Genomic DNA, 14458 nt, shown 5'->3' on the forward strand with positions numbered 1-14458 from the left:
CGTCGCCGGCTGCCTTCTTCGACTATTTCGCGGAGCAGCCCGACGACGGAAACGCTATTGGCCCACCCGGTCTCCTGGTAGGGCAGGATCCCCGTCGGCAGTCGGGCATTTTGCCTGATCGTAGCCTTGACCACTTGCCAGCATCCGGCAGTTGCGTCCCACTCCCTCGCTGGATGCGGGGAACACCACGGCATGGGTCTGCTCATCGGATTGATCCTGCGCGTCCTGGGCGTAGTGCTGCTTTGCCTGGCCTGTGCCACAGCCTGGGTCGTCGCCGAGGTGCACCAAGGCATCCGTGAGGAGACCGCGGCCTCCGCCGACAGGGTGGTCCGTGAAGCGCAGGAACTCGCTTGGCGGGAACTGACCTGGCGCGGCAGCGCCGGTCGCTCCGCCAAATATGCCTTCCCGGATTGGCGCAGCTCGCACACCCTGCGATTCATCAGCCCCGGGAACTGCGTTGCCCTGACATGGGAAGGCGAGGCCACGCTTCAGCAATGCAGTGGCCTGGAGACCGCGGGTAGGCCAGCTCCGGCGTGGTTCGAAACGTTGTATCGCGAGGCTTTCGGAGTGATCCCGCCGATCCGCCGCGCGGTGATCCTGAATCGCAGGGAAGCGGGGATCGTGGTTACTACGCCCGACCGGGGCGCGGCCGTGCGCCAGGTCTGGCGACAGGTGCGGGTGCTGATGGCCGCCGCCGCCGCCATGGCTGGCGGTATCGCCATCCTGGCCACCTTCGTGATCGGTATCGCACTACAGCCGGCGCGGGTGATCACCCGTGGCCTCGGCAAGATGGAGAGGGGCGATCATTCCACCCGCCTACCCCCGTTCCGAGCCGGGGAATTCGACCGCATAGCGCGTGCCGTGAACGCGCTGAGCGAGCGTCTCCAGCACACTACGGCCGAGCGGACGGCGCTGACCCGGCGCCTTTTTGCCGTTCAGGAAGAAGAGCGCCGTGCACTCGCACGTGAGCTTCATGATGAGTTCGGACAATGTCTGACCGCCACGGGAGCCCTGGCGAGCGCAATCGAAGCCGAGGCCGGCGAACGTTCGGAGTTGCGTGACGACGCTCGCTCGATCAGCCGGATCACCCGTCATATGATGGGTACGCTGAAAGGGGCGCTGGCACGCCTGCGGCCTCCCGACCTCGAAGAGTTCGGGTTGGAACATAGCCTCCGCCGCCTCGTCTCTACATGGGAGGGACGAAGTGTGAAGCCCGCCGCTTTCAGCCTGAGCTTCGCCGGTGACTTCTCGACATTGAGCGCACCGGTTGCGCTCAGCATCTACCGGATCGTGCAGGAATGCCTCACCAATGCAGTTCGTCACGGAAAGCCGACTCAGGTGAATGTCAGCCTTGTTCGGACGCCGGACATGGTAACGCTCGGCATCGTGGATGACGGCGGTGGCGACGCGGCGCTGGTGGAGACCGGCAGCGGCCACGGCGTTCTCGGCATTCGTGAGCGGATCGGGGCTCTCGGCGGGACTTTGGCCATCGTCCCCGCCCAAGGCGGCGTACGGATCGAAGCGACGATTCCATGTCCGTCGGAGGCCGATCATTCTAGCCCAAGGAACGATAGGAAGATCCGTCCCGAAATGAAGCTAGAGGGGCTTGCCGCGTGAGCGAGATTGGCATCCTCCTCGTCGATGACCATCCTGTCGTTCGGGAAGGGTATCGTCGGCTACTGGAGCGTCAACCTGGATACCGCGTTGTGGCCGAGGCAGAGACGGCATCCGATGCCTACCGGGCGTATAAGGCCATGAAACCGACATTGGTGATCATGGATCTGTCGCTGCCGGGTCCTAGCGGCCTCGAGGGAGTCCGTCACATCAGGCAATGGGACTCGCGCGCCCGCATCCTAGTGTTCACCATGCATCAGGGGGCGGCCTACGCCCTGAAAGCCTTTGAGGCGGGAGCCTCGGGTTACGTCACCAAAAGCAGCGCCCCCGAGGAACTGGTTAGATCGGTGGCCATCGTGGCACGTGGCGGACAGGCAGTCAGCGCCGACATCGCACAGGAGCTTGCAGCGGAACGTCTCAGCGGCAAGCGCTCGCCGCTCGACGAGCTCGGCCCCCGGGAAGTCGAGGTACTTCAACTCGTGGCATCCGGCATGGCCACGGAGGCCATCGCCAAGGCGCTCAACCTAAGCCCCAAAACCATTCAGAACTACCACTATGGCATCAAGGCGAAGCTGGGTGCCCGCAATGACGCGCACCTCGTCTGGCTGGCAATTGCCGCGGGCCTCATCCGACCAAGTGGATTACCTGACAACGCCTGATGCAAAAGCAAAACGACAAGAGTTTGCTCATTGCTATGACTGCTCCGCTATTATTAAAGAGACCTGGCGGCATAACTCATAGGTAGCTGCGCCAGCTGAAAGCCAACCTAAGCTTGACATTAGGATTATAATCTTATAATGTGAGGTTCGCTGCGGGCTGTTTCGCAGCTAACCGGATGCCCCCAGTGCCGCTGCTGTTGCGACGCCTGCCACCACCCGAGCCTCACCGGCAGCAGGCGGGTGCATCCTTCCCCTCACACTCAACGCAAGGCGGCCTCCGGGCCGCCTTCGTCGTTTCTGGAGCCTGCTCATGACCCTGAACACCGCAACCACTACAACCACCGTGCCGCCGGGCCTGATCCTGTTCGGCCGCGACGAACGACACCGCCCCCACGCTTCGCGCTTTGCCGCCGGTGAAAAGGCCGAGGCCGAGCGCGCCGCCGGCCTGATGGGCATGCACGTGCTTGAAATCAGCAATGACACCCATCACAGCCTTGCCGTCGGCCTGCCGCAGGGACGCCTGTTTGAGAGTGGCAAGGCCTTTGTGCCGTTCGTCAAAGCCGAGGTGTTCGACCGGCTCGTGGCGGCGGCGGGCCTGCCTGACATTGCCGCACCCGTCATGGCCTCAGCCAAAGCCGCTGGCGCCCCTCCAGCCTCGGGGGGCGGGGCAAGTGGCGACGCAGGTGCCGGAGGCCCTGGCGGCCGTTTCAAGGCACCCGCCGATTGGCCCGGCATCGAACGGGGCTGCCTCGTGCTCGCTTGCGCCGGCCCGCAGGAGGGCTGGTTCGAGGCGATTATCATGTACACCAAGGCCGACGACGCGTTCGAGCTTCAATGGCGCGACTGGCCCGACGATCCGCTGATCACCCGGCACCGCAGTGAACTCGGTTTGCTGCCGCCCGGCGCGGTTCAGGGTGCGAAGCCACGGGCATGAGCCGCTCGGCACCCATCGGCGTCGAGGCGGATCCCGCCTCGACCACCCGCACCGACCGTGTGCGTGCCCTGAACGATGCCTTCCGCCGGAGCTTTGCCGGCGGCCATGTGATGCTGTCGCGCGGGATCGCTATCGGCGCTTCCCATCAACGGTCATTCCTCGGCAGTTCCGCAACTTCGGCTCGGGGTGGCAACCGGACCATGGCCTTTCGCCCCGAAGCGGACGTTCCGCATTCAGCCTTTCGCGAACCCCATGCCTCGTAACTTCATGCTTTTGCGTGCCCGAAGTCCGACGTTTGCCGCGCGGGGCCAGTGCGTGCACCTCGGCGTAAGCTGGATTGAACCCGGTCGATCATCTCGCTCCGACGGTACGGTTTGCCCAAGACATCCATCGCGTGGATCTGCGGGCCCTTGATGGACATCTCGTCGTTATAGCCGGTGGTCAGCAATACGGGGACATCTGGCGCACGCTCCCGAATCTGGTTGGCTAGCGTGATGCCGTTCGCCCCGCCGGGCATGATCACGTCCGTGAAGACAAGCTTGAACCCGTCTCCCCTTGCCGCAGCCTCCTCGAACCGCTTGAAATTATTGCAATGGGAATTCAGGAATTTTCTCTTGCGGCTATGATTTTTTTGAAACTTCACCTCTCGCAGGGCCGTACCGAGCGATGATCCCACATTACGGGTTCGGAACTTGGAGATACGTATGACCAGCATGTTTAAGGTCGCCAGCTTCACCCTCGCCATGGCGCTTACCGGCGCAGGCGCGTTTGGCACGGCGGTCCAGGCGGCGGAAGAGAAGACGGTGATGGTCGGCGGGGCGCCGATGTACCCGTCCAAGACCATCGTCGAGAACGCGGTCAACTCGAAAGACCACACTACCCTGGTTGCCGCCGTGAAGGCCGCCGGCCTCGTCGAGACGCTCTCCGGGAAGGGCCCGTTCACGGTGTTCGCGCCGACCAACGCCGCCTTCGCCAAGCTTCCAGCCGGCACCGTCGACACCTTGGTGAAGCCTGAGAGCAAGGCGACGCTGACCAAGATCCTGACCTACCATGTGGTGTCCGGCACCATGACGGCGGCCGATCTCCAGAAGGCGATTAAGGCCGGTGGTGGCAAGGCCATGCTGAAGACGGTCGAGGGCGGTAGCCTGACTGCCGAGGAGAAGGGCGGTAAGATTGAGCTCGTCGACGGCAAGGGCGGCAAGTCGACCGTCACTATCGCCGACGTGATGCAGTCGAACGGCGTGATCCACGTCGTCGACACGGTCCTGATGCCAAAGTAAGTTCCGAATTTAGAGCGAAGCAAGGCTGTCCGGGCACGGTCCGGGCAGCTTTTTGTTATCCTGATCGTACCTCGGTGGAAGTTATAATGGGGGCCCTTGGGCCCGCTCACAGGTACGCCCGGCGGTTATTTTGGATGTAATGTGAGATTGATCGCATCCTTGCGCTCAATGAGAGCTTGAGTTCGGTAAACCATCTTATTTCGGGCGATACGCCTCATGCACTCATTATCGACGATGAAACCCGTCATCATGATGGGTGACGACCAGCATTCTGGAGGACGCGGGTTCCAAGCGCTGGAGGCCATGCACGTCGCCAATTGTAGCACCCAAGGCGGAAAGGCACGTCCGCTTCGCTAAGCGTCTGTCAATAAGCGGGAAGACTGAAAACCACCCATCACGGACGTTTGATGGAGGTAGCAAGGGCTGATTTGCTATAGTCAAATTTATGGGCAGATCGCGCTGTTCTAGGTCGTCGAGCTGCGCCATCTAACACGGCCGTGTGATTTCTCATCATCCCAGTGGCACTATCGGTCGTCCTTTGGTCATGGCGTTCGACCGACCACTGCCCATAGTGGATCGCTGAGGTCGCCCTCCGGCACTACGGCATAGGCCTCTACGGTGGGGAACCCGGCATGTCGCAAATAGAGGTCAATGAGCCGTGCTTGATCGTCCCCGCCCAGCGCGCGCCAGATTGCCACCGCCTTGGATGCGAAACACCGATTCGAGAAGGTGATGATCACGGGGACGTCCGGCACCAACACCCGCGCGACCTCGCTGAGGACCGCCACAGGGTCTTGGAGGTACTGAACCCCGACGCAGATGAGCGCGGCGTCGATGCTTGCGGTTTCGAGTGGCAGGATCGGATCGGCGTTGAGATCCTGCACGAAATGCTGCGTCAGGCGCGGGTTGGCGGCAAGCTCGCGTTCGTTCAATCCATGCCCGATCACAGTGGCGTAAGCGGCCTTCCCGGGCAGGTGGCTGACCCAGCTCGACATTAAGTCGAGGATGCGACCGCCGGGCGGCAAATGCGAGCGATAGAAGTCGGTGACGGCTTCGATGGCTGCGTCGTCGATATGGGTGACGAAGCGGGGCTGCGCGTAGAACAGGGTATCCGGCGTAGGATCCTGCTTAGCAAACGCTTCGGGGGGCAATCCGGGAAGGCTGGTCATGATGGTCCCCGTTTGCCTTTCTTACCATCCGACAAGACTCCGCGCCTCAGGCGAAGCCCGCTCAGCCGCACTTCCCTTATTTTGGTGACGATCCTCGACATTGCCCTGGGGGTGATCGTCGCGCCCTGCTGGTATGCAATGGTGAAAAACTGACGCTCGGCACCCACCCTGAACGTCTGAGAAGGGTGGGGAGCAGTCTGGCTGCTTTCGGTGGCGTGCTGTCCTTAAGCAGACAACGGTCTAGGCGTCGGGTGCCAGAAAACCGGCTCAACTGATCTCATCGGCAAATCCAAGAATACTACGAAGCCGCCACCATCGAAGATGGCATAGAGAGGTGCTCTAGCACTTACTACGAACCCAAATATTAGCATCACCAATATCATCGCGCTCGTGCGCCACGGTTGAGCCGATAGGCCTACATTAATAGCGGAACCAATGATCCGCTTTTGGGCACCTAAGTCCTGCGATCATTCAGCCTAGAGTAAAGAGGGCATCCGGGGAAAGCCGGATGGCCTTTCCGTTTCAGGGCACCATCTTAGCTTCGCGGCCGGACATGCCAGAGGGATAGGGCAAGTGTGACGTTCGCTACGGCGAGTACGCTGAGTAGGGCGTAGGTGGCGTTCGCGCCACCGTGGGCGAGGACCACGGCCCCGACGGAGGGGGCAAACGCCTGCGCCACCAGCCCCGGACGGGCGAGCCGGCCGACGAGCGCGGCGTAGCGCTCGGGACCGAACAAGGCCAGGGGGACCGTACCCCGTGCAATCGAATAGATCCCGTTTCCAGCCCCGTAGAGGATTAGCGCCAGCCCAACCAAGGGTAGGCCGGTGGTTAGCATCGCGACCCCCAGGGCCACCAGGACCATGGCCGCGGTGAGGGTCCAGAGGGGATGGTGCCGACCCTTTCCGACCATCTCGACGATGCGGGCCCCCACCTGTGCCGGTCCGATCATTGCCCCGTATGCAACGGCCGAGGTGAGAGCCACGCCACGGGCTTGAAGCAGGGTGATGAGGTGCACCGAGACCATGGCCATCACCGTGCCCCCGAGGGTCAGCACCCCTGCCATGAGGAGGAATGCACGACACTCTCGTCCCTCAAGCCGGATGGTAGGGATCGCGCCTTCCAATCGTGTGACGATACGTATGGGCGGCTTGGGGATCACAAGCAGGACGAGGGGCAACGTGACCGAGAGGTGCAGGCCTGCATAGGCGAGACAGGTCCCCCGCCAGCCCACCTGCTCGATCAGGAACGCCGAGAGCGGCCAGCATACCGTGCTGGCAAAGCCGCCCCACAGGGTTAGCGTGGTGATGGCTGGCCTGGCCTCGGCACCGTAGAGACGCCCGAGGGTGGCGAAGGCGGGATCGTATAGGCCGGTGCCCATTCCGAGGCCGACGAGGAGCCAGGCCCCCAGGTAAGCCGTAACGTTCGGGGCCAGTGCAAGGCCCGTCAGGCCCAGCGCCAGGGCAATGGCGGCAAAGGCCAGCACCGGCCGGCCGCCGTGCTCGCCAATGAACGCTCCGACCCGTGGCGAGACCAAACCCGCGACGAGGAGGCCAAGGGACAGGCCGCCGATGACCCAGCCGAGGGGCCATCCCGTGTCCTGCGTCATCGGAGCGGCCAGCACCGACAGCAGGTAGAACGAGGAGCCCCAGGTCAGGATCTGGACGACGCCCAGTGCCGAGATCACCGGCCAGCGGCGCGTCGGGGCCATCGGCGCGCTACCGAGCCCCGAGCATGGGAAGCCAGAGCGCCAGGGCAGCCAGTGTGATGAGCAGCACCGGCGGCGTGATGACCAGACCCACCCGCATGTACTGGCCCCACGTGATGTGCTGGCCCTTGGTGTCGAGGACGTGCAACCAAAGCAGGGTCGCCAGACTCCCGATGGGGGTGAATTTCGGGCCGAGGTCGCAGCCGATGACGTTGGCGTAGACCATGAGCTCGCGCGTCAGGGGCGAGAGATCCGGGGCCTGCTGGATTGAGAGTGCACCCACTAGCACGCTCGGCATGTTGTTCATGACCGAGGACAGGATGGCGGCGGCGAACCCGGTCCCGATGGTGGCGACGAACGGGCCAAAGCCCGAGAGCCATACGAGCCCCTGCGCCAGGTAGTCGGTCAACCCGGCATTCTTCAGGCCGTAGACCACGAGGTACATGCCGAGGCTGAACAGCACGATCTGCCAGGGGGCGCCGGTCAGGACCTTGCGAATGGGGATGACGCGGCTGCGGTTGGCCAGCGCCAGGAGGATCAGTGCGCCGGCGCAGGTGACCACCGAGACCGGCACGCCGAACGGTGCGGTCACGAAGTAGGCGACTAGAAGCAGACCGAGGAGCGGGAAGGCCGCCCGGAAGACCAGCGGGTCCTTGATCGCGTGGCGCGGCGCTTCGAGCTCGGCCACCGGGTACGTGGCCGGAAGGTCGCGCCGGTAGAACAGCCACAGCACCACCAGGGTCGCGGCCAACGAGACCAGGTTCACCGGCACCATCACGGCCGCGTAGCGGCTAAAGGAGATGTCGAAGAAGTTCGCCGAGACGATGTTGACGAGGTTCGAAATGACCAACGGCAGGCTCGTCGAGTCTGCCACGAACCCGCAGGCTACGATGAAGGCCAGCGCCGCCGCCGGCTTGAAGTTCAGCCGGAGCAGGATCGCGAGCACGATGGGGGTGAGCAGGAGGGCCGCCCCGTCATTGGCGAACACCGCCGCGATGGCCGCCCCGAGCAGGATCACCATCGGGAACAGCAGGCGTCCCTGGCCGCCGTCCCAGCGGGCTATGTGGAGCGCCGCCCAGTGAAAGAAGCCGGCTTCGTCGAGGAGCAGCGAGATGATGATGAGGGCGACGAAGGTGAAGGTGGCGTCCCCGACGATGTGCCAGACCACCGGGATGTCACCGGGGCTGATGACCCCGGCGGCCAGCGCCACGGCGGCCCCGATGAGAGCGCTCCACCCGATGCCGAACCCCTTCGGCTGCCAGATGACGAAGACGAGGGTGACCACGAAGATGGCGACCGCGAGCATCGGGACCGTTTCTTGTTCTTAGGTACGTGGAGCGGATCAGGCGGTGGCGACGCGGCGCCCGTGCTCGTCGACGACGCGCTCGCCGTCTTCCTTCACGAACTCGCCCTGCTGGGCCGGAAGAAGGTCGAGGACCGCCTCGGAGGGGCGGCACAGGGCGACACCCTTCGGGCTCACCACCAGGGGGCGGTTCAACAGGATCGGGTGCTGGGCGATGGCATCGAGTATTTGGTCATCCATCAGGCTCGGGTCCGATAGCCCGAGCTCAGCATAGGGCGTCCCCTTCTCGCGGAGGAGGTCGCGGACCGTGAGGCCGGCGCGGTCGGCTAGCTGACGAACCAGGAGCCGGTTCGGAGGCGTCTTGAGATACTCCACCACGTGCGGCTCGATGCCGGCGTTGCGGATGAGGGCCAGGGTATTGCGGGACGTGCCGCAATCCGGGTTGTGGTAGATCACGACGTCCATCAGGCGTTCTCCTTGCAGCAGGCGGACAGGACTGCGACGACAGGGGCGCAGACCTCCGGGCGCCCCTGGCAGCAATCGCGCATCAGGAATTGGATCAGGTCCGACAGATCCGGGTAGGCGGCGCTGTAGATGATCGAGCGTCCCTCCCGTCGCGAGGTGACCAGCCCAGAGCGGCTCAACTCCTTCAGGTGGAACGACAGGTTGGTGCCCGAGACCCCGACCGCCTCGGCCAGTACGCCCGCCGCCATGCCTTCGGGCCCGGCTGTCACGAGCTGGCGCACGATGCTTAGGCGATGTTCCTGCCCGAGGGCCGCGAAGGCCGCGACGGCTTGCCGTTCGTCCATCATGATATCAATATCTCAACCATCATTGAAACGTAGAGGACCAAAGCGTCTTGGACAAGCCCCAACAGCCTTTCGCCGACGGATTGCCCAACCTGAGCGAGGGGCACTTCAAGGTCCCGACGGCGGCCGATCTTCAGGTTCGAACTCCGTTCACCCACGCCCCACGCTTCCTGATTCTGTACGGCTCGCTGCGGGAACGCTCGTTCAGCCGCTTCCTGGCCTACGAGGCCGCGCGCCTTCTGGAAGCGATGGGCGGCGAGGTGCGGATCTACGACGCGCACGGCTTGCCGTTGCCGGACGACGCGACCGCCGACCACCCCAAGGTTCAGCAACTGCGCGACCTCTCGATCTGGTCGGAGGGGCATGTCTGGGTCAGTCCGGAACGCCACGGAAACATGACCGGCGTCATCAAGAGCCAGATCGATTGGCTACCCCTGTCGGAGGGCTCGGTGCGCCCGACGCAAGGGAGGACTTTGGCCGTGATGCAAGTGTCGGGCGGCTCGCAATCGTTCAACGCTGTCAACAGCCTTCGTGTCCTCGGGCGTTGGATGCGGATGATCACCATCCCCAACCAGTCGTCGGTGCCGATGGCCTACAAGGAGTTCGACGAGGCCGGGCGCATGAAGCCGGGGCCCCTCTACGACCGCGTCGTCGACGTGTGCGAGGAGTTGATGAAGTTCACGATACTGACCCGCGAACGCGCCGACGACTTTGTAAATCGCTACAGCGAGCGCAAGGAGCGTGAGCCGGAGCGATTGAAGGCCGTCGCCGCCGACGTCGGGTTTGCCAAGCGCTGAGACATCGCCCTGTGATGGCGGAGCGGGTTGCATACCTCGCCAGCACAGAGCGCTAGAGGCTGACTCTGATCAGAGGCAGTCATTATCGAAATCGTATAGATGCCTCTCCTAAATCACCACATAGTTTTCTTAGCCTTTTCGCCCCAAGTTAAATCATAGATTTCCCCTCCGACCCGACCATTGCTAAGGTCGGCCAAAATCTGCCCAGGAGAAGGTAGCGTCTTTGGATCTACGTGATTGGCCTGCAGCCACAGGCCAGATCGGATCAAGGCACGGGCGCACTGGAAGTAAACTTCCTTGACGGTAATGACCATCACGGTGCGAGGCGCTTTTCCATCTACGGCGAAGGACGCGCAGAGTTTTCGATCATCGTCGATGACCGCTTGGCCATTCACGCGAAGGGCGTTGCCGATGCCGGGGATCAAATACATGAGGCCGACCCTTGGATCACGCACGACGTTGCGTAGGCTGTCGATCCGGTTGTTCCCTCGGCGATCGGGCAAGAGAAGCGTGCGCGGATCTGCAACGCGCGTGAACCCTGGACGATCACCACGGGGAGAGCAGTCCAGTCCGTCGGGACCAGCGGTGGCGAGGGTTGCGAAAGGCGCAACCTCGATGAAGCGCCGATAATGCGGGGTGATGTGATCTGCGACCTTGGCGGTGGAGGCTTCACCGATGGCGCCCCACTCACCGTAGATGCGCTCAAGTCCCGCCACCGTTTCTACCACTGCCATCGCTCGTTCACCTCTTGCCGGATGGAAAGGCTTCGCCCCGTCGCAGGAAACGGGGTGATTGAAATAAATACGACAGAATTACGCCAGCGATACACCTTCCGAATAGGCAAAAATCGCCAGGTTTATCGGGCACCAAGAGGCGGAGCACGAACCGAGACTGAATAAGATCGGAGCTCAACTTGGGCCTGCGGCCTCCATAGAGTGTGAACCAAGCGCCTGAAAAGGACCTCAGGCCGCCCGCTCGCGCAGATAGGCGATCAACTCGGCAGCCGCATTGACCGGGTCGGCATCGTTCCGAATCGTGCACTCCGCCTCGATCGGTGCGACGCGGTCAAGGCGGGCGCGCAGATCGCCATCCTCCGGCCGGCCCCGCGCGGCGAGGCGGCGAGCGAGGATATCAGGCGAGGCGGTAATGGACACGACGCTGACGCACCGCTGGACGCAACGGGCTGTTTGGACGATGTGGCGTGAGACGTTGCAAATCACCACTCGCCCGGCGTGTACTTGGTCCAGGGTCTCGCCGGGGATCGCGTAGCCAAGGCCGTGCGCTCGCCAATGCAGGGCGAAGGTGCCGGAGGCTGCTCCGACCGTGAACGCATCCTCCGAAATCTCGATGTTATCTTCGTGCACGGAAGGAGCCCGGGTCACGAGGCGGCGCGGGAACACGAACCGGGAATCGCGGGCGAGAGCCTCCCGTGCCAGCCGCAGCAGCGTGTCCTTGCCGGCCCCGCTCGGACCGACGACGAGAACGAAGCCGCCGGGCATCACACCACCCGCTCGCCGGCGCGCCAAACATGGCGAACCACCGGTACGCCCCGGGCGAGGTGGACACGAACGAGATCGGCCCGCAGACCGGACTCCAGACGGCCGCGATCGGTCAGCCCGGTCGCCCGAGCGGGATTGGCCGTCACCGTGGCGATGGCGTCCGGAAGGGAGATGCCGGGCACGCGGTCGGGCAATCCGAAGGCCCCCATCAGCAGGCTTGCCGGCACGTAGTCCGAGGAGAGGATGCTGAGATAGCCAGCCTCTGCCAGGGTCTGGGCCGCGACGTTGCCCGAATGCGAGCCGCCCCGGATGAGGTTCGGCGCCCCCATCATCACGGTGATGCCGGCCACGTGCGAAGCTTCCGCCGCCTCGAGGGTGGTGGGGAACTCGGCGATCGCCACCGATTCATCCCTGGAGAGGGTCACGTCGGCCAAAGTGGTGTCGTCGTGGCTGGCGAGCGGAATGCCGAGCTCCCGGGCCAGGGCGACGAGGGCCGGGCGGTTGACGGCATTGAGGGTGTGACCGTCGCGCATCTTGCGCTCGGTGCTGAGCTTGATCTCCTCCAGGGAGCGGCCGCCGCGCCCCGCATAGACGTAGTACTTGGCCACATCCCGGAACTGGCGCTGGCCCGGCGTGTGGTCCATCAGCGAGAGCAGGCCAATGGCGTAGCGCCCGGCGAAGGCGCGCACGGTCTCGACCACGTCCGCGGAGGGGATCTCGCAGCGCAGGTGCGTGCGGTGCTCGGCCCGGAACAGGTTCGCGTCTTGCGCCTCCGCCAGCGCGGCGGCGAGGAACTCGAGTTCGGTGCCGAGGCCGCTGCCGTCCGGGTCGGTGCCAGCGCGCAGCGAATCGAACACCGTGGTGATGCCCGACGCCGCGATCTGCGCGTCGTAGGCCAGGACCGCCCCAAGGGGGTGCCAGCGCACGCCGGGCCGCGGGGCGTAGTGGCTCTCCAGGTGGTCAGTGTGGAGTTCGACGAGGCCCGGGATGAGGGTGTCGCCTTCGCAATCGAGGCCGCGCTCGGGTGCCGAGCCGGTCCCGATCTCGGCGATGCGCCCATCGACCATGGCGAGCCAGCCGATCTCGACCCGGTCGGGCCGAACCAGGCGCGCGTTCTCGAGGATCTCGACCCGGTCCGTCATGCTGGTGTTCTCCCGGTCGATCGATGTCTTGCTCATGCCGCCAAAGCTCCACGGAAGGCCGAGACGTCAACGATGCGCGTCGCCACCGCCTGGCGCACGTCCGCATTGTGGAAGATGCCGAGGATGGCGGTGCCGGCCGCGCGCTTCTCGGCGATGAGGTCCACCACCACAGCCCGGTTCGCGGCGTCCAGGGATGCGGTAGGTTCATCCATGAGCAGAATCGGCCGCTCCGCGATGAGGCCCCGGGCGATGTTCACCCGCTGCTGCTCGCCCCCCGAAAAGGTGGAAGGGGGAAGCGCCCACAGGCGCTCGGGCAGGTTGAGGCGGGTCAGGAGGTCGCCGGCCCGGGTGCGGGCCGCCTCCGGGGTAAGCCCCCCCTCGATCCCGGCCGCCTCCACCACGGCGCGGGCGCCGACCCGGGGGATCACCCGCAGGAACTGCGAGACGTAGGACAGGGTGGTGCGGCGGAGGGCCAGGATTTCGCGCGGCGCGGCCGTGGCAAGGTTAATCTCGCGAGCTCCGTCGCGGACCTGGATCGCGCCGGTGGCGCAGCGATAGTTGCCGTAGGCCATCTTAAGGAGCGAGGATTTACCCGCGCCCGAGGCGCCGCCGAGCACGACGCACTCGCCCGGATAGACCGCCAGGGTGGCCCCGGAGATGACGGGGAGCACGGCGCCGCCGCGCAGGTGCAGAGTGAAGCTCTTGGCGACGTTGTCGAAAACCAGGAGGGGCGTCGTCGGAGAGGGCGTCATGCGGCAAGCACCGAGGAGACGAGGAGTTGGGTGTAGGCGGCCTGAGGGTCGTCGAGGACTTGGTCGGTCAGACCGGTCTCGATGACCCGGCCAGCCCGCATGACGAGGACGCGATGCGAAAGCAGGCGTGCCACGGCCAAGTCGTGGGTAACGATGATCACCGCGAGGCCGAGCTCGGCCACAAGCCCCCGGATCATGTCGAGGAGGCGGGCCTGGACCGAGACGTCGAGGCCCGACGTCGGCTCGTCCATGAGCACGAGGCGGGGGGCTGTGACGAGATTGCGGGCGATCTGCAGCCGCTGGCGCATGCCGCCGGAGAAGCGCGTTGGCGGGTCATCGACCCGGTCGGCGGCGATCTCGACGCGGGCGAGCCAATCGAGGGCGGTGGCGCGGATGCGACCGTAATGGCGATCGCCCACCCCCATAAGGCGCTCGCCGACATTGCCTCCAGCCGAGACTGCCATGCGCAGGCCCTGCGCCGCGTCCTGGCGCACGAAGCCCCAGTCGGTTCGCATCAGAGCCCGCCGCTCGGCTTCGCTCAGGGTCGCGAGGTCGCGAGTGGCGCCATCGCGCATGCGGTAGGAGACGGAGCCGTCATCGGCTGTGACCTCGCCGGCGATGAGCGACAGCAGGGTCGACTTGCCGGAGCCGGATTCGCCGACCACCGCCAGAACCTCGCCGGGATCGAGGGTGAAGCCGATGCCATCGCAGGCGAGGCGGTGGCCGTAGTGCTTGGTCAGGCCTTCGACCGTAAGCAGGGGCTCGGGAAGCAAAGGATCGGAAAGCAAGGGCTCG

The 14458-nt window shown here is 64.7% G+C and carries 17 protein-coding genes; 6 read left to right on the forward strand and 11 right to left on the reverse strand.

Annotated features, from left to right (window positions below; translation table 11 throughout):
- Window positions 1-192: 192 nt before the first annotated feature.
- The 4 genes from ACYQR9_RS01770 to ACYQR9_RS01785 all read left to right on the forward strand — a co-directional run bounded on the left by ACYQR9_RS01770 (window position 193) and on the right by ACYQR9_RS01785 (window position 3470).
- A complete protein-coding gene (locus tag ACYQR9_RS01770) occupies window positions 193-1617 on the forward strand; it encodes a HAMP domain-containing sensor histidine kinase (RefSeq protein ID WP_461228491.1) in 1425 nt (474 codons plus the stop codon).
- Window positions 1614-2273, forward strand: coding sequence for a response regulator (locus tag ACYQR9_RS01775; protein WP_056455035.1), 660 nt, complete (start codon window positions 1614-1616; stop codon window positions 2271-2273). The genes ACYQR9_RS01770 and ACYQR9_RS01775 overlap by 4 nt, the downstream gene beginning before the upstream one ends.
- A 310-nt stretch (window positions 2274-2583) precedes the next feature.
- Window positions 2584-3207, forward strand: coding sequence for a hypothetical protein (locus ACYQR9_RS01780; RefSeq protein ID WP_461228492.1), 624 nt, complete (start codon window positions 2584-2586; stop codon window positions 3205-3207).
- Window positions 3204-3470, forward strand: a complete 267-nt coding sequence (locus ACYQR9_RS01785) for a hypothetical protein (protein ID WP_461228493.1) — start codon at window positions 3204-3206, stop codon at window positions 3468-3470. The genes ACYQR9_RS01780 and ACYQR9_RS01785 overlap by 4 nt, the downstream gene beginning before the upstream one ends.
- Window positions 3471-3472: 2 nt before the next feature.
- Here the strand turns inward: ACYQR9_RS01785 and ACYQR9_RS01790 are convergent, their stop codons facing one another.
- Complete coding sequence (locus ACYQR9_RS01790; RefSeq protein WP_461228494.1) at window positions 3473-3922, reverse strand: response regulator; 450 nt, start codon at window positions 3920-3922, stop codon at window positions 3473-3475.
- On the opposite strand from ACYQR9_RS01790, the gene ACYQR9_RS01795 reads away from it, so the two are divergent.
- Complete coding sequence (locus tag ACYQR9_RS01795; protein ID WP_056431732.1) at window positions 3921-4487, forward strand: fasciclin domain-containing protein; 567 nt, start codon at window positions 3921-3923, stop codon at window positions 4485-4487. The genes ACYQR9_RS01790 and ACYQR9_RS01795 overlap by 2 nt on opposite strands.
- A gap of 542 nt (window positions 4488-5029) precedes the next feature.
- On the opposite strand, the gene ACYQR9_RS01800 is transcribed toward ACYQR9_RS01795, so the two are convergent.
- The 5 genes from ACYQR9_RS01800 to ACYQR9_RS01820 form a co-directional block, all read right to left on the reverse strand.
- Window positions 5030-5656, reverse strand: a complete 627-nt coding sequence (locus tag ACYQR9_RS01800; RefSeq protein WP_461228495.1) for a class I SAM-dependent methyltransferase — start codon at window positions 5654-5656, stop codon at window positions 5030-5032.
- 535 nt (window positions 5657-6191) lie between these two features.
- The gene (locus ACYQR9_RS01805) at window positions 6192-7364 is read right to left on the reverse strand and encodes an MFS transporter (RefSeq protein WP_461228496.1); all 1173 of its coding nucleotides are present in this window, start codon (window positions 7362-7364) and stop codon (window positions 6192-6194) included.
- Between the two features lie 7 nt (window positions 7365-7371).
- The gene (locus tag ACYQR9_RS01810; protein ID WP_461228497.1) at window positions 7372-8667 is read right to left on the reverse strand and encodes an arsenic transporter; all 1296 of its coding nucleotides are present in this window, start codon (window positions 8665-8667) and stop codon (window positions 7372-7374) included.
- A 36-nt stretch (window positions 8668-8703) separates the two neighbouring features.
- Entirely contained in the window at window positions 8704-9129 is a 426-nt protein-coding gene (gene arsC / locus ACYQR9_RS01815) for an arsenate reductase (glutaredoxin) (RefSeq protein WP_461228498.1), read from the reverse strand.
- A complete protein-coding gene (locus ACYQR9_RS01820) occupies window positions 9129-9476 on the reverse strand; it encodes an ArsR/SmtB family transcription factor (protein ID WP_461228499.1) in 348 nt (115 codons plus the stop codon). The genes arsC and ACYQR9_RS01820 overlap by 1 nt, the downstream gene beginning before the upstream one ends.
- A gap of 47 nt (window positions 9477-9523) precedes the next feature.
- Between ACYQR9_RS01820 and arsH the strand changes: the two genes are divergently transcribed.
- Entirely contained in the window at window positions 9524-10270 is a 747-nt protein-coding gene (arsH, locus tag ACYQR9_RS01825) for an arsenical resistance protein ArsH (protein ID WP_461228500.1), read from the forward strand.
- Window positions 10271-10383: 113 nt separating this feature from the next.
- On the opposite strand, the gene ACYQR9_RS01830 is transcribed toward arsH, so the two are convergent.
- The 5 genes from ACYQR9_RS01830 to phnK form a co-directional block, all read right to left on the reverse strand.
- Window positions 10384-11004, reverse strand: coding sequence for a pyridoxamine 5'-phosphate oxidase family protein (locus ACYQR9_RS01830; protein WP_461228501.1), 621 nt, complete (start codon window positions 11002-11004; stop codon window positions 10384-10386).
- A gap of 228 nt (window positions 11005-11232) precedes the next feature.
- Window positions 11233-11769, reverse strand: a complete 537-nt coding sequence (phnN, locus tag ACYQR9_RS01835; RefSeq protein ID WP_461228502.1) for a phosphonate metabolism protein/1,5-bisphosphokinase (PRPP-forming) PhnN — start codon at window positions 11767-11769, stop codon at window positions 11233-11235.
- Window positions 11769-12911: an alpha-D-ribose 1-methylphosphonate 5-triphosphate diphosphatase gene (locus tag ACYQR9_RS01840; protein WP_461229709.1), complete on the reverse strand. Its 1143-nt coding sequence runs from the start codon at window positions 12909-12911 to the stop codon at window positions 11769-11771. The genes phnN and ACYQR9_RS01840 overlap by 1 nt, the downstream gene beginning before the upstream one ends.
- Before the next feature lie 32 nt (window positions 12912-12943).
- Complete coding sequence (gene phnL, locus ACYQR9_RS01845; protein ID WP_461228503.1) at window positions 12944-13663, reverse strand: phosphonate C-P lyase system protein PhnL; 720 nt, start codon at window positions 13661-13663, stop codon at window positions 12944-12946.
- Entirely contained in the window at window positions 13660-14436 is a 777-nt protein-coding gene (phnK, locus tag ACYQR9_RS01850) for a phosphonate C-P lyase system protein PhnK (RefSeq protein WP_461229710.1), read from the reverse strand. The genes phnL and phnK overlap by 4 nt, the downstream gene beginning before the upstream one ends.
- Between the last annotated feature and the right edge of the window lie 22 nt (window positions 14437-14458).

Source organism: Methylobacterium sp. CM6241 (genome assembly GCF_054817845.1).